Raw genomic sequence first — 20,602 nt, 5'->3', positions numbered from 1 at the left:
TCTCGTACGGCCCGAATAGCCGCCCCCGTGGCGGCACTTGTGATCGCGGGGCTCACCGCCACCGCCTGCGCGCCCCAGACCTCCGACAACTCCTCCTCCGGCAAGGACGAGAAGACCGGCACCCTGCGCGTCTGGCTCTTCCAGGAAGTCACCAACAAGCCGAAGGAGAAGGTCGTCGACGAGACGATCGCCGCCTTCAAGGAGGCCCACGACGACGTCAAGGTCACCGTGGAGTACATCCCGGTCGAGACCCGCGCCCAGCGGATCAAGGCGGCGTTCAACGACCCCAAGAGCGCTCCGGACCTCATGGAATTCGGCAACACGGACACCGCGGGCTATGTGAAGGACGGCGGGCTCCTCGACGTCACCGATGAGTTCACCGAGTGGACCGAGGCCAAGGACTCCGACCCGACGGCCAAACAGTCCGTGACGGTCGACGGACGGATCTACGGCGCGCCCTTCTTCGTCGGGGTCCGCGCTCTCTACTACCGCACGGACGTCTTCGAGGAACTGGGCCTCGAACCTCCCACGTCGCAGGCCGAGCTGATCGACACGGCCCGTAAGATCCGCGCGGCCAGGCCGGATCTGTACGGTCTCGCCGTCGGCGGCGCCTACACGTTCGGCGCGATGCCGTTCGTCTGGGCCGACGGTGGTGAGATCGCGAAGGGCAAGGGCGGGTCGTACGCGTCGAGCATCGACAGCGCGGCTTCCCAGAAGGGCATCAAGGCGTACACCTCGCTCTTCGGCGACGACAACTGTCCGGCCGCCAAGTGCGCGGGCATGGGCGGCAACGACACGGTCACCGCGTTCGCCTCCGGCAAGGCGGGCATGGCGATCGGCGGAGACTTCAACTACGCGGCTGTAGAGGCCGGCAAGGTCAAGGGCAAGTTCGCGGTCGTACCGCTGCCGGGGGTGAAGGAGGGCTCGATCGCGCCGGCCTTCGCGGGCGGCAACAACATCGGCGTCCTGAAGAGCACCACGCACCGCACGCTCGCCGTGGACCTGATGGAGCGGCTGGCGTCGAAGGAGACGCAGGGCGCACTCTTCGACGCGATGGGCTTCCTGCCGACGTACACCGACGTACGCGCGGACGTCGCCAAGAAGGAGCCCCACATCGAGCCCTTCGTGAAGACGCTGTCCGCGGACACGAAGTTCGTTCCCGCCTCGCCTGCCTGGTCGCAGATCGACGCCTCGCTCGTCCTGCCGACGATGTTCCAGGAGATCGTCAGCGGCAAGAAGGACGTGGCGGCTGCCTCGAAGGACGCGGCGAAGAAGATGAACGACGCCTTCAGTTCCGCTGGGTGACTCCGATGACGGACGGTACGGACCGCGCTGTCGCGGCGGAGGAGTCGACCGGCCACGAGCACGGCACCCACCCCGGCACCGACGACCGCGACGCGCGAAACCCCAGCGCCGCGCCGGACTCATCCGGCGCGGCCCCGGCCCGAACGGCCGACGACGCGGGCCCGGAGCCCGGCCGTGGCGTGGCAGACGGTGGGCGGGGTGGTGTCGCGGGGGCGGCCGGCCTGGTTGGGGCCTCCCCAGGCGGCCGGTTGGCGCGAGCCCCGTCGGCGGGGAGCCAGTCGGAGGGAAGCCGGTCGGCGGGGAGCCGGGAAGCGGGCAGTCGGTCGGCGGGAAGCCGGGAAGTGGGGAGTCGCGCGGCGGGGAGTCGCGCGGCGGGAAGCCGGGCGGTGAAGGGGCGCCGTGGTGCGTCCCGGGCGCGGGGGGGCTGGACGCCCTGGCTCTATCTCGCGCCCGCCCTCGTCGTTCTCGGCGGGCTGTTGGTCTACCCGATCTACCAGCTCGGGCTCATCTCGTTCCTTGAGTACACCCAGGCGCAGGTCAGCGGCGGGCAACCGACGACCTTCCAGGGCTTCGGGAACTACGCGACGCTCTTCGGGGACCCGGAGTTCTGGCAGGTGCTGCTGGCCACCGTGCTCTTCGCGGCGGCCTGTGTGGTGTCCACGCTGGCCGTCGGATGCGCGCTCGCGGTGCTGCTGACACGTGTACGGGCGCTGCCACGGCTGGCGTTGATGCTGGCCGCGCTCGGCGCGTGGGCGACCCCGGCGATCACCGGCTCGACGGTCTGGCTGTTCCTCTTCGACCCCGACTTCGGGCCGGTCAACCGGGTGCTGGGGCTCGGCGACCACGCGTGGACGTACGGGCGGTTCAGCGCCTTCTTCCTCGTGCTGCTCGAAGTGGTGTGGTGCTCCTTCCCGTTCGTGATGGTGACGGTCTACGCCGGCATCCGCGCCGTACCCACCGAGGTCCTGGAGGCCGCCGCGCTGGACGGCGCCTCGCAGTGGCGGATCTGGCGGTCGGTGCTCACACCGATGCTGCGCCCGATCCTGACCGTCGTCACCATCCAGTCGGTGATCTGGGACTTCAAGGTCTTCACGCAGATCTACGTCATGACGAACGGCGGCGGTATCGCCGGTCAGAACCTCGTACTGAACGTGTACGCCTACCAGAAGGCGTTCGCGTCGTCCGAGTACAGCCTCGGCTCGGCGATCGGTGTGGTCATGCTGCTGATTCTGCTCGCGATCACGCTCGTGTATTTGCGGCTGCTGCGCAGACAGGGGGAGGAGCTGTGAGTTCCCTGAGTTCCGTGAGTTCCTTGAGTTCTGATCGGCCGAGGGCGCATGCCCGTCGTTTCGTACGGCGCCCCTGGCGGCTCGCGGCCGAGGCATCCGCGCTGGTCATAGCCGTGGTGGTGGCGTTCCCGCTCTACTGGATGGTGCTCAGCGCCTTCAGACCGGTGGGCGAGATCGAGTCGGCCGAGCCCCGCCCCTGGACCCTGTCACCCACGCTGGATTCCTTCCGGCGCGTCTTCGAACAGCAGGAATTCGGCCGTTACTTCCTCAACAGCCTTGTGGTGGCCGGCGCGGTGGTGCTCGCCTCCGCGATCATCGCGTTTCTCGCGGCGACCGCCGTCACCCGATTCCGCTTCCGTTTCCGCACCACCTTGTTGATCATGTTCCTGGTGGCGCAGATGGTGCCCGTGGAGGCGCTGACGATTCCCCTCTTCTTCGTCATGCGGGACTTGGGCCAACTCAACACCCTGGGCGCGCTGATCCTGCCGCACATCGCCTTCTCGCTGCCGTTCGCGATCTGGATGCTCCGAGGTTTTGTGAAGGCCGTTCCCGAGGCGCTGGAGGAGGCGGCGTACCTCGACGGGGCGAGCCGTACGCGATTCATGTGGCAGATCCTTTTCCCGCTCGTCTTCCCCGGGCTGGTCGCGACGAGTGTCTTCTCCTTCATCTCGGCCTGGAACGACTTCCTGTTCGCCAAGTCGTTCATCATCAGTGACACCTCCCAGTCGACCCTTCCGATGGCCCTTCTCGTCTTCTACAAGCCCGACGATCCCGACTGGGGCGGCGTGATGGCGGCGTCCACGGTCATGACGATTCCGGTACTGATCTTCTTCGTGCTCGTACAGCGACGACTGGTCTCCGGGCTGGGCGGCGCGGTAAAGGACTGACGTGACCGAACTGCTTCCCAAGCCCCGCAAGGTCGTCGCCGGTTCCGGCGAGGTGCGACTGACGGCGCACTCCCCGCTCTACGCCGGCACCGGTGCGGAGGGCGTCGGCCACTGGCTGTGCACCGTCCTCCGGCAGGCCACGGGCCTGCCGCTCCGCGAGGGGCGGGAACTCGACGACACCGGCGGCGACGGCATCGGGCTCCGGATCGACTCCGGGCTCGCCCCCGAGGAGTACCGCCTTGTCAGCGACTCGACCGGCGTCCTGATCGAGGGCGGCAGCGCGGCCGGTGTCTTCTGGGGCGCCCAGACGCTGAGGCAACTCCTCGGCCCCGACGCGTACCGAAGGGCCCCGCTCACCCGCGACCGTGCCTGGGCCGTGCCGTACGTCACGATCGAGGACTCGCCCCGCTTCCGCTGGCGCGGGCTCATGCTCGACGTCGCCCGCCACTTCATGCCCAAGGACGGCGTCCTGCGCTACCTGGACCTGATGGCCGCGCACAAACTCAACGTCTTCCACTTTCACTTGACGGACGATCAGGGATGGCGCCTGGAGATCGAGCGATACCCGAAGCTCACCGAGATCGGCTCCTGGCGGGCACGAACGAAATTCGGTCACCGCGCCTCGCCTCTGTGGGAGGAGAAGCCGCACGGGGGTTACTACACCCAGGACGACATCCGGGAGATCGTCGCCTACGCCGCCGAGCGGCATATCTCCGTCGTCCCCGAGATCGACATCCCGGGCCACTCGCAGGCCGCCATCGCCGCGTATCCGGAACTGGGCAACACCGACGTCATCGACACGACCTCCCTGACGGTCTGGGACACCTGGGGCATCAACAAAAACGTACTCGCCCCCACTGACAACACCCTCCGCTTCTACGAGGGCGTCCTGGAGGAAGTGCTCGACCTGTTTCCGGCCGACGTGGCCGAGTTCTCCTCCTTCGTGCACATCGGCGGCGACGAGTGCGCGAAGGACCAGTGGCGCCGCTCGCCGACCGCGCAGCAGCGCATCGAGGCGCTGGGGCTCGCCGGCGAGGACGAACTGCAGTCGTGGTTCATCCGGCACTTCGACACCTGGCTGACCGCGCGCGGGCGTCGCCTGATCGGATGGGACGAGATCCTTCAGGGCGGCCTCGCGCCGGGTGCCGCGGTGTCGTCGTGGCGCGGCTACCACGGCGGGATCACGGCCGCCCGCGCGGGCCACGACGTGGTCATGTGCCCCGAGCAGCAGGTCTATCTGGACCACCGGCAGCACGGCGGCGCCGACGAGCCGGTGCCCATCGGCTACGTCCGCACCCTGGAGGATGTCTATCGCTTCGAGCCCGTTCCACCGGAGTTGACGCCCGAGGAGGCACGGCACGTGCTGGGCACGCAGGCCAACGTGTGGACCGAGGTGATGGAGGACCCCGCGCGCGTGGACTACCAGACGTTCCCGCGCCTGGCGGCCTTCGCGGAGGTCGCGTGGAGCTCCCTGCCCGCCCCCGGGGAGCGGGACTTCGCGGACTTCGAGCACCGGATGACCGCCCACTACGGGCGCCTCGACGCCCTCGGGGTCGCTTATCGGCCACCTGCGGGGCCACGACCGTGGCAGCGGCGCCCCGGGGTGCTCGGACGTCCGATCGACGGGGCGCCGCCGATCGTGTGAGTGACCCGGAGTCGTGCGAGCCGGACGTTCCCGCGGGAAACGCGGCCCCACAAGGAGAAAGGTTCACAAAGATCATCGAACACCGGCAATGTGCGCTCATCGCAGATGCCGTGCGAAAACGGTCCATCACCGTGCTGAGGTGGGCGAATGCCTCCTAGCGGACCCCCGCGTTCGGGTCTCGCGAGAATGTGCCAGAGTTGCCACGTCCGCCCTGTCAGCACGTACCGTACGGCAGCACAGGTGGGACCAGGTGGGGCAGCGGGAAGGGGCAGCCGGTTTGACCACGCAGGCACCGCAGGCGGCGCAGGCTGTGACGCTGCCCGGCTCGCTGGACGAGGCCGTGGAGGCGCTGGCGGCCATGCCCGCCGCCGTCCCCGTGGCCGGTGGTACGGACCTGATGGCCGCGGTCAACTCCGGGCAGCTCAGGCCCGCCGCGCTCGTCGGCCTCGGCCGGATCAGCGAGATCCGCGGCTGGCAGTACCAGGACGGCCACGCGCTGCTCGGCGCGGGCCTCACACACGCACGCATGGGCCGCCCCGACTTCGCGGCGCTCATCCCGGCCCTCGCGGCGTCCGCGAGAGCCGCCGGACCGCCGCAGATCCGCAACGCGGGCACCCTGGGCGGAAACATCGCGACGGCCGCCCCCACGGGGGACGCGCTGCCCGTACTCGCCGCCCTGGAGGCGACGTTGATCATCGCGGGGCCGGGCGGAGCCCGCCGTGAGGTCCCCGTCTCGCACCTCCTGGCCGGCATGGACCTGCTGCGCTCCGGTGAACTCATCGGGTACGTGCGCGTGCCGCTGCTGCACGCGCCGCAGGTCTTCCTGAAGGCCACCGGACGCACCGGCCCCGGGCGCGCCACGGCGTCCGTGGCGGTCGTCCTCGACCCCGCCCGGCGCGGCGTGCGGTGCGCCGTCGGCGCCATAGCGCCGATGCCGCTCAGGCCCCTGGACGCCGAGGCGTGGGTCGGCCGGCTGATCGACTGGGACGGCGAGCGCACGCTCGTGCCGGAGGCCCTGAACGCCTTCGGGGAGTACGTCGCCGCCGCCTGCATCCCGGACCCGGCGCCCGCGGAGGACGGTTCCGTGGCACCGCTTCCGCCCGCCGTACTGCAACTTCGGCGCACCGTCGCCGTACTGGCCCGACGAGCATTGGGGAGGGCACTGTCGTGACCGACGACCAGCACGGAGAGAGCACGCCCCAGCAGGGCGCGCACGGCGGCTGGGAGCGGCTGCCCCAAGGGGACTACGACGACGGCGCCACGACGTTCGTCCAGCTCCCCGAAGGGGGCATCGACGCGCTGCTGGCCTCGGACAGTCCCCTCGCCGCACCCGGCCACGGCTACGTGCCCCCGCAGATCACGGCGACGCCCGGCGCGCCCGTCGGCACCGACCCGGCGCTCACCGGCACCTGGACGGCACCGGCCGAGGGTGCTCAGTGGCCCGACCCGAACGCCGTGCCCCACGGGACCGAACAGCACGGATTCACGTACGACCCGGGCGGCACCGGCCAGTGGGCCTTCGAGGAGGTCCCCCAGGAGGGGGCGGGCGCCGGGTCCGCTCCGGGCCATGATGTGACCGGGCAGTGGTCGATTCCCGTCGCTGAAGGCGACATCCCGGACGAATCGGGCGAGTTCAGTACGTCGTCCCTCGTCGAACAGTGGGGCGGCACCCCTCCGGCCACGCTCCCCGGGGGCGCGCCCGCGCCCTGGGCGTCGGAGGCGATCGGGACCGCGTGGACCGCACCGCCGCCCGAGCACACCGAGGAGCACCCGCCGGGCGGGACGGCCGCGGGATACGACCCCGCAGCACCCGCAGCATCCGCAGCACCAGCCCCCGCGGAGACCGTTGACGGCCACGGACCGGCCGAGGTGACGGGGGCCCCCGTGGCCGAAGCGCCTGGCGCGCCCCCTGAGGCGCCCGTGGAGCCACCGCGCGACACTTACCCCGGGCCGCTTCCCGAGGCCGCGAGCGAGGCCCCTGAGGCCGTCCAGGAACCCTCCGGGCAGACCGACGTGGCCCCCTCGGAGCCGTCCGCCGCCCCCGAGCCGGAGCCGGCCGGTGACACACCCGAGGCGGCACCGGCCGCCGAGGACACGGAGGAACCGCCGGCCGAGCCCGCCGCGCCCCTGATCGACGACCACCCCCTCGCCAGTTACGTCCTGCGGGTGAACGGCGCCGAGCGGCCGGTCCCCGACGCCTGGATCGGCGAGTCGCTGCTGTACGTGCTGCGCGAGCGCCTCGGCCTCGCGGGCGCCAAGGACGGCTGCTCGCAGGGCGAGTGCGGCGCCTGCAACGTGCAGGTCGACGGCCGGCTCGTGGCGTCCTGCCTGGTCCCCGCCGTCACCGCCGCCGGCAGCGAGGTCCGCACCGTCGAGGGACTCGCCGTCGACGGGCAGCCCTCCGACGTGCAGCGCGCGCTCGCCAGGTGCGGCGCGGTGCAGTGCGGTTTCTGCGTGCCGGGCATGGCCATGACCGTGCACGATCTGCTGGAGGGCAACCCCGCCCCGACCGAACTGGAGACCCGGCAGGCCCTCTGCGGCAACCTGTGCCGCTGCTCGGGCTACCGGGGCGTCGTGGAGGCCGTGAGCGAGGTCGTCGCGGAGCGCCGGGCGCACACCAAGGCCGAGGCCGCGCCGGAGGCCGAGGAGGCGCGCATCCCGCACCAGGCGGGACCCGGAGCGGGCGGCGTCAACCCGGCGGCGTTCGAGGACCCTTCCGGGTACGCCCCCCAGGGGCACCCACAAGGGCACGCCCCGGGGCTGCATGACCAGGCGTACGGACCGGACGGAGGAGGGCAGGCGTGACGAACGAAGCCGCCACCGCGACCACGGCGGAGGCCGCATCGGCCGCCGATCCGCTGACGCACGGCCTGGGCGTGTCCCTGCCGTCCGCCGAGGCCCGCGCCAAGACGGAGGGCACGTTCCCCTACGCGGCCGACCTGTGGGCCGAGGGCCTGCTGTGGGCCGCCGTGCTGCGCTCACCGCACCCGCACGCGCGCATCGTGTCCATCGACACCTCCCACGCGCGCGACATGCCCGGCGTCCGTGCCGTCGTCACCCACGAGGACGTGCCGGGCGCCGCGCTGCACGGCCGCGGCAGGGCCGACCGCCCCGTGTTCGCCTCCGAGGTCGTACGCCACCACGGCGAACCCATCGCCGCCGTCGCCGCCGACCACCCCGACACCGCGCGCATGGCCGCCGCCGCCGTCATCGTCGAGTACGAAGTACTCGACCCCGTGACCGACCCGGAGCAGGCCTTCGAGGCCGAACCCCTGCACCCCGACGGCAACCTGATCCGCCACATCCCGCTGCGCCACGGCGACCCCGACGCGATCGGCGAGGTCGTCGTGGAGGGCCTGTACCGCATCGGCCGCCACGACCCGGCCCCCATCGGAGCCGAGGCCGGACTCGCCGTGCCACGCCCCGACGGCGGCGTCGAGCTCTACCTCGCCTCCACCGACCCGCACACCGACCGCGACACGGCCGCCGCCTGCTTCGGCCTGGAACCCGACCGCGTGAAGATCGTCGTCACCGGCGTACCCGGCGCCACGGCCGACCGCGAGGACCAGGGCTTCCAGCTCCCGCTCGGGCTGCTCGCCCTGACGACCGGCTGCCCCGTCAAACTCGCCGCCACGCGCGAGGAGTCCTTCCTGGGCCACGCGCACCGGCACCCCACCCTCCTGCGCTACCGCCACCACGCGGACGCCGAGGGCAGGCTGGTGAAGGTCGAGGCGCAGATCCTGCTGGACGCCGGCCCGTACGCGGACACCTCGTCCGACGCGCTGGCCGCCGCGGTGGCGTTCGCCTGCGGCCCGTACGTCATCCCGAACGCCTTCATCGAAGGCTGGGCGGTGCGCACCAACAACCCCCCGTCGGGCCATGTGCGCGGCGAGGGCGCCATGCAGGTGTGCGCGGCCTACGAGGCCCAGATGGACAAACTGGCCAGGAAGCTGGGCATGGACCCGGCGGAACTGCGTCTGCGCAACGTCATGTCCACCGGGGACGTCCTCCCCACCGGCCAGTCGGTGACCTGCCCGGCCCCCGTGGCCGAACTCCTCCAGGCCGTACGGGACTTCCCGCTCCCCGCGCTCCCCAAGGACACACCCGAGGAGGACTGGCTGCTCCCCGGCGGCCCCGAGGGCGCGGGCGAGCCGAGCGCGATCCGCCGCGGCGTGGGCTACGGCCTCGGCATGGTGCACATGCTGGGCGCCGAAGGAGCGGACGAGGTCTCGACGGCCACGGTGAAGGTCCAGGACGGCGTGGCCACGGTCCTGTGCGCGGCCGTGGAGACGGGCCAGGGCTTCGCCACGCTGGCCCGGCAGATCGTCCAGGAGACGCTCGGCATCGACGAGGTGCACGTCGCACCGGTCGACACCGACCAGCCCTCCGCGGGCGCGAGCTGCCGGGGCCGCCACACATGGGTGTCCGGCGGAGCGGTGGAACGCGCGGCGAAGATGGTCCGCACCCAGCTCCTCCAGCCCCTGGCGCACAAGTTCGGCATGTCCACCGAACTGCTCCAGATCACCGACGGCAAGATCACGTCGTACGACGGTGTCCTGTCCACCACCGTCGCCGAGGCGATGGACGGCAAGGAACTGTGGGCCACGGCCCAGTGCCGCCCCCACCCGACCGAACCGCTCGACGACACCGGCCAGGGCGACGCCTTCGTGGGCATGGCGTTCTGCGCGATCCGCGCGGTCGTGGACGTCGACATCGAGCTCGGCTCGGTAAGGGTCGTGGAACTGGCGGTGGCCCAGGACGTCGGCCGGATCCTCAACCCCGCCCAGCTCGCCGCCCGCATCGAGGCGGGGGTCACCCAGGGCGTGGGCGTGGCGCTGACCGAGAACCTCCGCACGGCCCGCGGCCTGATCCGCCACCCCGACCTCACGGGCTACGCCCTCCCGACCGCCCTGGACGCCCCCGACATCCGCATCGTCAAACTCGTCGAGGAACGCGACGTGGTCGCCCCCTTCGGCGCGAAGGCCGTCAGCGCGGCCCCGGTCGTGACGTCCCCCGCGGCCATCGCCTCGGCGGTCCGCGCGGCCACGGGCCGCCCGGTCAACCGCCTGCCGATCCGCCCGCAGGCGGCCGTGGTGACCGGGACGTAGGGACCTTTCGCACCAGGCCCCGGGCACCCCGGGCGCCGCCGCGTGTCGCGCCGCACCGGCGTTGTCAGTGGTGCGGCGTAAGGTTCTTTGTCAGTGGGGAACGGCACCGCGCTGCTGGTGGGGGGGGCGTTCCCGGCTGGGGGGAAGCACGACGGGAACCACATGTGCTGGGGGAGCCATGAACACGATCACGACGACGGTGGGTGGCGGGACGATCACGCTGACCGATGAGGAGCTGGGCCCGTACGTCACGCACGCGGGCACGCGGCAGTGGCTGACGGGCCCCGGACTGCCGCATGAGAGCGCCCTGTTGGGGTTCGGCGCGGTGCGCGAAGGGACCGGGCTGCGGCGGGTGGCCGAGCTGGTGGCGGACGCGGGGGTGCTCGCGCAGGAGTTGCGGGACCAGCTGGTGATCGGTTCGCTGCGCACGCTGGACAGGGACCTGGAGTCGATCGTCCTGGACGGCACCACGGGGGAGATCTCGACGACGTCCTTCCACCGCGACCCGGGCCTGATGGACCTGTCCCCCCTGGCACCGTCCCTGGAGGCGCTGCTGCGGTTCGCGGAGGCGACGGAGGAACTGGTCGAGTCCCGGGGCCGTTTCGCGATGTTCGAGGGCCGCGTGGGCCCCAAGCCGGTGGCCGCGATGACCTCGCACCTGACCTCGCACCTGACGTCCCACCTGACCTCGCTCCTCGCCGCGCGGTCGGCGTCGGACGAGGTGCGGGACCTGGCCCCGTACTGGCGGATGGCCGCACTGATCCGCCCCCTCGCCCGTATCGCGGGTCCCGGCGACGGGCTCGCCCTCAAGCTGCCGCTCCGCCTGCTGGACGAGGAGTTCGGCGCGGGCGGGATCATGCGCTTCGAGGAGGTGGACTTCCCCACCACGCTCGTCCACCAGCCGACGCGCCGCTTCCTGACGGAGGTCGGCCTCCCCGAGGACGGCTTCATGTTCCCGCTGGACACGGAGGTGGCGCTGCCGACCCTGTCCGAGTACTACGAGCAGGAGCGTCCCGGATACGTCCCGCCCGCCGAACTGCCCGTGGACGCCGACCGGTTGGTCCGCCTCGGCCAGCTGCTCCAGGACACGAGCCTCGTCGTCGACGGCACGACGGGCGCGATCCTGTGCTGGAGCGAGTCCGACCGCACGCTCCGCCCCCTGAACGCCGACATCTCGACCCTCGCCTTCACGGTCTGGCTCATCCACCGGGAGAAGACCCTGGACGCGCGGTACGACCTCACGGAGTCCTACGCCCACCTCGCCGCCACCATGACGGAGACCCTCGCCACGGTCGACCCCGTCGCCTGCGACGGGACCCCCACGACACCGGACGACGACGGCTGGCGCTACTGGGCGGGGATATTCGAGGACCGGGCGAGCGGCACGCTGTACGCGTAATCCAGGCGGCGTGCAGGAGCGGGCCACACCCGGGGCTGGGTCCCCCGCGTACGTGGGTGGGTACGCGGGGGAGGGGCAGCATGGCTTCTAGAGGACGCCCAGGCCCGCCTTGGGGAGATCTTCCGGCAGGAGGGCGCGCAGATCGTCGACGCTCGGTTCGCGCAGGGCGGTGAGCCGGCGGGCCTGGTGGGTGAACATGGTCTCCAGGAGCTGCCGGGCCAGGCGTGCGTTGCCGAACGTACGGTCGCGGGGGATGGCCTCGATATGGGTGCGCAGGGCGTCGAGGGTGTCCGCGGCGCAGGTGTAGCCGGATTCCTCGGCGTGCCGCTCCATGATGGTGATGAGTTCGTCGGTGGTGTAGTTCTCGAACTCGACGGAGCGTGAGAAGCGCGAGGCGAGGCCGGGGTTGGAGGCCAGGAAGCGCCGCATCTCGTCCGTGTAGCCGGCGACGATCACGACGACCTCGTCGCGGTGGTCCTCCATCAGCTTCAGCAGGGTGTCCACGGCCTCACGGCCGAAGTCGTTGCCGGCGCCCTCCGGGGTGAGCGTGTAGGCCTCGTCGATGAACAGCACCCCGCCCATGGCGCTGTCGAAGACCTCCTTGGTGAGCTGTGCGGTGTGGCCGACGTAGCGTCCGACGAGGTCGGCGCGGGCGACCTCGACGAGCTGGCCGCGGGGCAGCACCCCGAGGGAGTGCAGCAGCCCGGCGTAGAGGCGGGCGACGGTGGTCTTGCCGGTGCCGGGCGGGCCGGAGAAGACCAGGTGGCGGCTGATGCGCGGGGCGGGCAGCCCGGCGGCCTCGCGCTGCTTGGCGGTGGCGAGCAGGCTGACGAGGTCGGTGACCTCGCGCTTGACCGCGCCGAGGCCGGTCATCGCGTCGAGCCTGGCCAGCATCGCCTCCCGGTCCTCGGCGGGATCCTGGCCCGCGGCGGTCTCCTCGCGCACGTCCTCGGGCAGCAGCAGGGTCAGGTCGCGTTCCGCGGGGTCTGCCATGGTGGCCAGGCGGAACGCCTGCCGGTCGACCATCTCCTCGAAGACCTTGCGGGCGGCGCGGCCGTTGCCGAAGGTGGCGTCGCGCGGCATCTCCTCGAAGAGAGCGGCGAGGGACTCCGCGGTCCCGGGACCCAGCTCGTACTGGTGTGAGGCGCACAGGTTCTCGGTGATGGTCACCAGGTCCTCGACCGAGTAGTTGGCGAACTCGATGGTGCGGGTGAAGCGGGAGGCGAGGCCGGGGTTGGACTCCAGGAAGGAGTTCATCTCGGCGGAGTAGCCGGCCGCGATGACCACGACGTCCTCGCGGTGGTCCTCCATCAGTTTCAGCAGGGTGTCCACCGCCTCTCGCCCGAAGTCGTTGGAGCTGGCGCCGTCCGGGGTGAGGGTGTACGCCTCGTCGATGAACAGCACCCCGCCGATCGCCTCGTTGAACGCCTCGGTGGTCTTGATCGCCGTACCGCCGATGACCGATGCGACGAGGTCGGCGCGGGAGACCTCCACGAGATGGCCGGAGGGCAGCACCCCGAGCTGGGCGAGGATGGAGCCGTAGAGGCGGGCGACGGTGGTCTTGCCGGTGCCGGGCGGGCCCGCGAACACCAGGTGACGGCTCATCGAGGGGACGGGCATGCCCAACCGGACGCGGCGCTGGGCGAGTTGGTTGAGGTTCACCAGGGTGCGCACCTGGTGCTTGACCCCTTCGAGGCCGACGAGGGCCTCCAGTTCCTCCAGCGGCTCCGGTTCGCCGCGCCCGGAGCCCGTCCTGCCGCCGCCCGTGGCGGCCTTCACCTCGTCGCCCCAGATGTCGGGTGCGCCGTTGTCGGCGCTGGTCAGCTCCAGCACGTCCAGGCGGTCGCTGGGCCGGGTCTGGGTCAGTCCGCCGCCCCGGTTGTCGCGTACGGTGCAGTTGGTGATGCTGACCGGCTCGGCGCTGTCGACCCGGATGCCGTCGCCGACGCTGGTGCCGATGTCACAGGAGAAGAGTTCGGCACGGGAACCCTGGGCGAGGAGCACACCGTGGGCCGCGGAGCCCGTGATCCGGGCGCGGGTCAGGGTCAGTTCGCCCCCGTCCTCGACGCTCACGCCGCAGCCGCCGCAGGTGTCGATCTCAATGTCGCGGACGTGCGCGGTGCCGTCGCGGCCCACGGAGACGGCGGCCTCCGAGCAGGAGCGTATGACGCAGTCGTCGAACTGCGTGCTGCCGCCGCCGGCGATGCGCAGAGCGTCCTGGGCGGCCCGCTCGACGGTGCAGAACTCCACCCGTCCGCGGCCGTCCTCGCTCACCTCGACGGCATGCTTGCCGGGTGCGGTGATCCGGGCGTGCCGGATGAGGGGGTTGGCGTGCGAGCGGATGGCGACGGCGGAGCCCGCGGCGTCGAGTACTTCGAGGCGGTCGAACTCGGCGGTCGACTCTTCGGCGAGGACGACGGCCGCCGACGGGTCGGCGCAGTCGCGCACCGACGCGCGGACGAAGGACGGCGAGCTGGCGTCGGCCACCCGGATGCCGGCGGTGGACGAGGAGGTGAACGCGCAGTCCTCGAAGGTGCCGCGCGAGCGGTCCGAGACGATCAGACCGTGCCCCTTGGTACCGGCGGTCGTGCACCGCCGGACCAGCGGATCCGCGCCCGAGGACAGCGCGATGCCGTGCCCGTGGGTACCGGAGACGGTGACCTCTTCCAGGGTGGGCCGGGATGTGCTGGTGATGTAGACGCCGATGGCCGTGTCGTGGACGGCGGTGCGCAGCACCTGGGTGGTGCTGTTGCCCTCCAGCGCGATGGCGGGTTTGTCGGCGCCTGTGATGTCGCAGTCCTCGATGGAGCCCTGGGCCTCACCGTTGGCGAGGACGCCGTTGCCGCGGGCGTCGCGCATACGGCAGTTGCGGATCGTGGAGCGGGCGCCTTCGCTGAGCACGATCGCGGAGGTGCCGAGGTTCTCCAGGACGCAGTCCTCGATGACGCTGCCGGTCTCGGAGGTGTCCACGATCCCGGCGCCCTCGCGGTTGGTGACGCGGCAGCCCCGCATGGCGAGCGAGCCGTTCTGCCGTGCGATCAGCGCCGTCCAGCCCGAGCCGATGACGGTGCAGCCGTCCATGGCGACCTGGCCGCGCGGGGCGTCGACCACCGGGACGTCCTCGCTGCCGCCGCGCAGCACCAGGTCGGTGAGCTTCACCGCGTCGGCGACCAGGGTCAGCGCCGTGCCGCGGCGCGGGCTGATCTCCACACTGCCGGGATCGCCCTCGGCGACGATCGTCACCCTGGTGCGGACGGTGAGGTTCTCGGCGTAGCGGCCGGAACGGACGCGGATGATCGCGCCCGTACGTGCCTTGGCCAGTGCCTCACCGATCGTCCGGAAAGCATCCGGCTCTTCCGGGTCGACCGTAAGTACCTGCCGTGACACGCTTCGTCCTCCTGAATTCGCTGGGGAGCTGGCCGGGTTGGGCTCATCTTCCCCTATGGTGAGCCGCATACGTCGCGACCGTTATGGTGAGCCGCATGCGTTGCGACCGTTACCGCCGTGCTTCGAAGTTCGCGGCGGTTGCCGCACTTCCCGTTCTGCTGATGCTCTCGCTGACCGCCCCGGCCGCTCAAGCCGCCGAAGGCGACCCGGTGAGTCTTCCCCCGTTGCGGCTTCAGGTGGGGGCCGACGAGGGCTGCGCCCCCGCCTCGTCCAAGTCCGCCCAGACCCAGCCCTGGACGCGCCGGGCGTTGCAGCTCTCCCGATCCTGGCAGCTGTCCCACGGCGCCGGGGTGACGGTGGCCGTGGTGGACACCGGGGTGGGCCTGTCGGTCCGTGCGCTGGCCGACCGGGTGAGTGCCGTGGGCGGCGCGGGCCAGGACTGTGTGGGGCACGGCAGTTTCGCCGCCGGGCTGATAGCCGCCGGTCCCAGCGGAAAGGACGGCGCCGTCACCGGGGTCGCGCCCGCGGCGAACATCCTCGCCCTGCGCGGCACCACCCAACGCGGCCTGCCCAGCGCCCAGTTGATGGCCGACGGCATCAGGACCGCGGTCGACCGGGGCGCGGACGTGATCTACGTCGGCCACGCCGTGCCCAACGACCCGGGCAAGGTGCTGCTCAGCGCGCTCGCCCGCGCCGCCGCCAAGGACATCCTGGTCGTCGCCCCCGCGGTACCGGACATCGCCCCGGACGGCGCCGACGGCAGGCCCGACCCCCGGGCCCGCGCCTACTGGCCGGCCCGTGCCCCGCAGGTGCTGTCGGTGGTGGACTACGGCCCCGACGGCGGCCGTCCGCAGGGCGCGCCCGTCGCTCTCGCCCCCGATCTGGCCGCGCCGGGCGACGCCGTGGTGGGCATCGGGCCGAAGGGCAGCGGTCACTACATCGGTTCGGGTTCCTCGCTGGCGGCGGCGCACGTCGCGGGCGCGGCGGCGCTGGTCCGCGCCTACCACCCCGGCCTGTCGGCCAACGAGGTCTCCCGCCGGCTGGTGCAGGCCGCCTACCCCGACACGATCCCCCGTCTGGACACCTACGCGGGACTGACGGCGGTCCTCGCCACGAAGGGCGCCGCCGAGCCCCGCGAGGAGGCGGCCCACGTCCCGCCGCCCCCCTCGCCGCAGCCCCGCATGCGTGCACTGATGTTCGCGGGCGGCGGACTGGCGGTGGTGCTGCTGGTGGGGGCGGCCATGTTCGTGGTGCCCCGGGGCCGGGCACGCAACTGGCGCCCGGCCCAGTAGGGCCCGTACCGGATGGCGCGGCGGGGCGGCCGTCCCTGCCGCCCCGCCCGCCGGGCGCCGCGCACGCGACGCCCGCGCGGAGCCGGGGGTCCTCACGAGGTCCCTCCTCATGAGCCGCCCGCCTTCACCAGTTGCCCCGCTCATGAGGTCAGTTGCCCCGCTCATGAGGTGTCCCGCCCAAGAGGCGCCCCTTCTCCCGGACTACACGGGTCGGCTGCACGCATTCTCCGGACCGGACACGGCTCACACGCCTCGCACGGCTCACGACTCCTCCGCACCCACCAGGGCGGTCTGGATCTGCACGGTCTTGCGGCGGGCGATCCGCACACCGCGACCCGGCACCAGGATGCGGCCCTTGACGTTGCCGAAGAGGTAGCCCTCGGTCGGCGGGCAGGACAGCAGGATGCCCGGGGTGTTGACCTCCTGCATACGGCGCAGCAGCGGATCGTTCAGACCGCGCCCGGCGCCGGCCGCCGAGCGGGCGACCACCATGTGCAGACCGACCTCGTAGCCGAGGGCCAGATGGTCCATCAGCGGGCTGAACGGCTGGTTGAGCGGGCCGCCGCCACCCACCATGTCGTAGTCGTCGACGAGGACGAACAGCCGGGGCCCGGTCCACCAGTCGCACAACCGCATCCGGGAGGGCGCGATGTCCGGGCCGGGCAACCGGGTGCGGATGGCGCGCGCCGCGCCGTCGACGAGTTCCTTGAGCGCGTCGATGGAGATGGCGTGCCCGAGCCGGTACTCGTCGGGCACTGCCTCGACCAGCTCGCGGCGGTAGTCCACCACCATGATGCGGGCCTCGGCGGGGCTGTAGCGGGCCATGACGGACTGGGCGACCAGGCGCAGCAGGTTGGTCTTGCCGCTCTCGGTGTCGCCCACCACGATCATGTGCGGGTTGGCGCTGAAGTCATGCCACGCCGTGCCCATCTGGTCCTCTTCGATGCCCAGAGGCACCCGCAGATCGCCCTCGGCGGGCGGCAGTTCGGTGGCGGGCAGCTTGGTGGGCAGCGTCCGTACGGGCGGCGCGGGCGGCCCGGACCAGTGCTCGCTCACCCGCTTGACCAGGTCGGCCACACCGTCGGCGAGGTCGTCCGAGGAGGGCCGCCGGTCGGCACGGGGCAGCGCCGACAGCCAGTGCAGCTTGGAGTCCCGGGTCAGGCCGCGGCCGGGGATGCGCGGCACCCCGGCGGCCTTGCGCACGTCGATGCCGGAGTCCATGGGGTCACCCATGCGCAGCTCCAGGCGGGTGGCGGACTGGTCGCGGATCTGGGCGCTCAGCTCCACCCAGCGCGAGGTGGTGGTGACGAGATGGATGCCGTAGTTGAGGCCGCGCCCGGCGATGGCGTTGAAGGTCGGGATGTACTGGTCGTAGTCCTGCCGGACGGTGGCCCAGCCGTCGATGACGAGGAAGGCGTCGCCGTGCGGCTCGTCCGGGAACTCCCCGGCGGCGCGGCGGCGCCGGAAGGTGACCATCGAGTCGATGCCGTGGTCCAGGAAGAACTTCTCCCGATGGGTGAGCAGGGAGTTGACCTCGGCGACGACCCGGCCGACGCGCTCCTTGTCCATGCGGCTCGCGACCCCGCTGACGTGCGGCAGGCCGGTCAGGCCGGCCAGGCTGCCGCCACCGAAGTCGAGGCAGTAGAACTGCACTTCGCGCGGGGTGTGGGTGAGTGCCAGCGAGGAGAGGAGAGTGCGTACGAGGGTGGACTTGCCGCTCTGCGGGCCGCCGGCGATGGCGACATGGCCGCCCGCCCCGGACAGGTCGACCTCCAGCTTGTCGCGCCGCTGGTCGAACGGCCGGTCCACGATGCCGACCGGCACGGTCAGCCGGCCCCGTGCGGAGGCGTCGACCGTGGTCAGCCCCCGCTCGGGGTGCGGGGTCAGCTCGGGCAGCAACTCATCCAGCGTGGACGGCGCGTTGAGCGGTGGCAGCCACACCTGGTGGGCGGGCGGGCCGGCGTCGCGCAGGCGTTCCACGGCCACCGACAACAGCGACTCGCCGTCGTCCTCGGTCTCGTCGGGCTTCTCGTTCTCGGTCTCCGGCAGGTCGGGCAGCTGCCGGGGCACCACCCAGCCGGCCGTCCACGGCACCACCTGGCTGGCCACCCGGGCCTGGTGGGCGGAACCGCTGCGGCGGCGGTAGGGCCCGGACACATAGGCGGCGCGGAACCGGCTCAGCGCCTCCACACCGGTCTTGATGAAGCCGCTGCCCGGTGTCGGCGGCAGCTCGTAGGCGTCCGGCACGCCGAGCACACCGCGGCTCTCCATCGCGGAGAAGGTGCGCAGACCGATCCGGTACGACAGATGGCTCTCCAACTGGTGCATACGGCCCTCGTCCAGGCGCTGCGAGGCGAGCAGCAGATGCACGCCGAGGCTGCGCCCGAGCCGGCCGATCATCACGAACAGCTCCATGAACTCGCGGTGCGCCGCGAGGAGTTCGCTGAACTCGTCGACCACGACGAACAGGCTCGGCAGCGGCGCCAGCGGCGCCCCGTCGGCCCGCGCCTTCTCGTACTCCAGCGCGGAGGTGTAGTTGCCGGCCGCGCGCAACAGCTCCTGGCGGCGGACCAGCTCGCCGTGCAGGGCGTCCTGCATCCGGGAGACCAGCGACACCTCGTCCGCGAGGTTGGTGATCACGGCGGAGGTGTGGGGGAGTTCGTCCAGGCCGAGGAAGGTCGCACCGCCCTTGAAGTCGACCAGGACGAAGTTGAGGGTTTCGGAGGAGTTGGTGAGCGCCAGCGCCAGCACCAGGGTGCGCAGCAGCTCGCTCTTGCCGGAGCCGGTGGCGCCGATGAGCATGCCGTGCGGGCCGGTGCCGCCCTGCGCGGACTCCTTGATGTCCAGTTCCACCGGGACGCCGTCGGAGCCGACGGCGATCGGCACCCGCAGCCGCTCGGAGCCGGTACGGCGCCGCCACAGCGTGTCCGGGTCGTGACGGTACAGGTCGGGGATGCCGAGCAGCGAGGTCAGTTCGACGTCGGCGGCCAGTGGCTCCCCGGAGTCCTGGGTGACGCCCATACGGTACGGGGCGAGCCGTTTGGCGAGCGAGGTGACGGTGACCGTCCCCAGCTGGTCGGGCAGACCGAGCGGGGTGTGCTGCTCCTTGCGCTCCCGGTCGGTGCGCACCAGCCGAAGGATCTCCTCGGTCAGATCGAGCCGCAGCGTGGTCCGCCCAGGCCGCCAGGTCAGGCAGTCGCCGAGGTCGATGACGACCGAGTTGCGGAAGCCGGGCCCGTCCATGCGGTGCCCGCCGGGCGCCGGAACCCCGTCGAGGACGACGACGGTGAACGGCTCCTCACGGGCCGGCAGCGCGTCGGGGTCGAACGGGGGCCGTTCGGCGAACTCGCCGCCGAGGAGGTCGTCGAGTTCGTTGACCGAGGCGGCGACCATCCGTACCGAGCCCGCACCGTCGGACTCCTGCGGGTGCAGAGCGTGCGGCAGCCACTTCAGCCACTCCCACTCCGAGCGCCGCTCGTCCGCCGCGCACACCGCGATGCGCAGCTCCTCCGGGGAGTGCACCACGGCCAGCTGGGCCAGCATGGCCCGTACCAGGGGGCGGACGCGGTCCTCGTCTCCCCGGAACAACACCCGTGCCCAGGACCGCAGATACACCGCGATCGGCTGGTCCGGCACGGTGGAGTAGGCGCGAATGAAGCTGCGCAGGGCGTGCGCGGCGAGCGGTTCCAGGTCCTCCACCGGCTTGGTGGACAACGGCGCCAGGCGCAGCGCCAGCTTCTGGTCGCCGACCGCGACCCGTACCTCGGCGAAGTCCTGGTCGGCGGGCCGGCGTTCCCACAGCCGGGTGGTGCCCACCAGCGCCCACAGCGCGGCGGGCGCCGGATGCCGCCAGGCCAGTGCCCGCTGCTGGTCCTCGACGGCGCCGCGCACCTTGCGCCGTACCTGCCGCAGATAGCGCAGATAGTCGCGTCGCTCCCCCTTGAGCCGCTGTTTGCGCTCGCTGTTGCGACGGGCGTACTGACCCAGGATCATGGCGGCCGAGGAGACCACCATCAGGCCCAGCGCCAGATACATGAACCCGCCGCTCATGCCTCGGGGTCTGATGTACATGAGCATCATCGAGACCGACATCAGCGCCATCGGCAGGTAGTTCCACACCGCCGAACTGTCCGGCGTGACCTCCGGGAGCGTCGGCGGCTCCTGAAGACTCATCTCGCCTTCGGGCATGTCCGGGCCGCGCCGCCGCGCGGGCCGACGGAACAGTACGGTACTCAACGAGCTGTCTCCTTAGGGGCGGTGCCGACGTGGGGGCCGCACCGGGGAATCTAC

Annotated in this window: 11 protein-coding genes; 9 read left to right on the top strand and 2 right to left on the bottom strand. The window is 71.8% G+C overall.

Annotated features, from left to right (window positions below; all coding sequences use genetic code 11):
• The first annotated feature begins 27 nt into the window (after positions 1 to 27).
• From IE262_RS33340 to IE262_RS33305, 8 genes are all read left to right on the top strand, one after another.
• Positions 28 to 1,305, top strand: coding sequence for an extracellular solute-binding protein (locus IE262_RS33340; protein WP_229877743.1), 1,278 nt, complete (start codon positions 28 to 30; stop codon positions 1,303 to 1,305).
• 386 nt (positions 1,306 to 1,691) lie between these two features.
• A complete protein-coding gene (locus IE262_RS33335) occupies positions 1,692 to 2,594 on the top strand; it encodes a carbohydrate ABC transporter permease (RefSeq protein ID WP_134035931.1) in 903 nt (300 codons plus the stop codon).
• Positions 2,595 to 2,617: 23 nt separating this feature from the next.
• Positions 2,618 to 3,481: a carbohydrate ABC transporter permease gene (locus tag IE262_RS33330; protein ID WP_134035364.1), complete on the top strand. Its 864-nt coding sequence runs from the start codon at positions 2,618 to 2,620 to the stop codon at positions 3,479 to 3,481.
• A 1-nt stretch (position 3,482) separates the two neighbouring features.
• Complete coding sequence (locus IE262_RS33325) at positions 3,483 to 5,126, top strand: beta-N-acetylhexosaminidase (protein ID WP_189878995.1); 1,644 nt, start codon at positions 3,483 to 3,485, stop codon at positions 5,124 to 5,126.
• A 277-nt stretch (positions 5,127 to 5,403) separates the two neighbouring features.
• Positions 5,404 to 6,297 (top strand): FAD binding domain-containing protein, encoded by an 894-nt coding sequence (locus IE262_RS33320; RefSeq protein ID WP_166681625.1) that lies wholly within the window; start codon positions 5,404 to 5,406, stop codon positions 6,295 to 6,297.
• Positions 6,294 to 7,931, top strand: coding sequence for a 2Fe-2S iron-sulfur cluster-binding protein (locus tag IE262_RS33315; protein ID WP_189878994.1), 1,638 nt, complete (start codon positions 6,294 to 6,296; stop codon positions 7,929 to 7,931). The genes IE262_RS33320 and IE262_RS33315 overlap by 4 nt, the downstream gene beginning before the upstream one ends.
• On the top strand, positions 7,928 to 10,234 hold the full coding sequence (locus tag IE262_RS33310; RefSeq protein ID WP_189878992.1) for a xanthine dehydrogenase family protein molybdopterin-binding subunit: 2,307 nt from the start codon (positions 7,928 to 7,930) through the stop codon (positions 10,232 to 10,234). Before IE262_RS33315 ends, IE262_RS33310 begins: the two co-directional genes overlap by 4 nt.
• 178 nt (positions 10,235 to 10,412) lie before the next feature.
• Positions 10,413 to 11,633 (top strand): SUKH-4 family immunity protein, encoded by a 1,221-nt coding sequence (locus IE262_RS33305; protein WP_189878990.1) that lies wholly within the window; start codon positions 10,413 to 10,415, stop codon positions 11,631 to 11,633.
• Between the two features lie 87 nt (positions 11,634 to 11,720).
• Here the strand turns inward: IE262_RS33305 and IE262_RS33300 are convergent, their stop codons facing one another.
• Entirely contained in the window at positions 11,721 to 15,020 is a 3,300-nt protein-coding gene (locus IE262_RS33300) for a right-handed parallel beta-helix repeat-containing protein (RefSeq protein WP_189878988.1), read from the bottom strand.
• A gap of 95 nt (positions 15,021 to 15,115) precedes the next feature.
• Between IE262_RS33300 and IE262_RS33295 the strand changes: the two genes are divergently transcribed.
• A complete protein-coding gene (locus tag IE262_RS33295) occupies positions 15,116 to 16,312 on the top strand; it encodes a S8 family serine peptidase (RefSeq protein WP_189878986.1) in 1,197 nt (398 codons plus the stop codon).
• Between the two features lie 261 nt (positions 16,313 to 16,573).
• On the opposite strand, the gene eccCa is transcribed toward IE262_RS33295, so the two are convergent.
• A complete protein-coding gene (eccCa, locus tag IE262_RS33290) occupies positions 16,574 to 20,548 on the bottom strand; it encodes a type VII secretion protein EccCa (protein WP_195826390.1) in 3,975 nt (1,324 codons plus the stop codon).
• Positions 20,549 to 20,602 lie beyond the last annotated feature (54 nt).

The organism is Streptomyces bluensis (assembly GCF_014650715.1).
In the GTDB taxonomy this organism is placed as follows: Bacteria; Actinomycetota; Actinomycetes; order Streptomycetales; family Streptomycetaceae; genus Streptomyces; species Streptomyces bluensis.
Note: the sequence above shows the minus strand (reverse complement) of the source record. Positions and strands in the feature narration are given on the sequence as shown.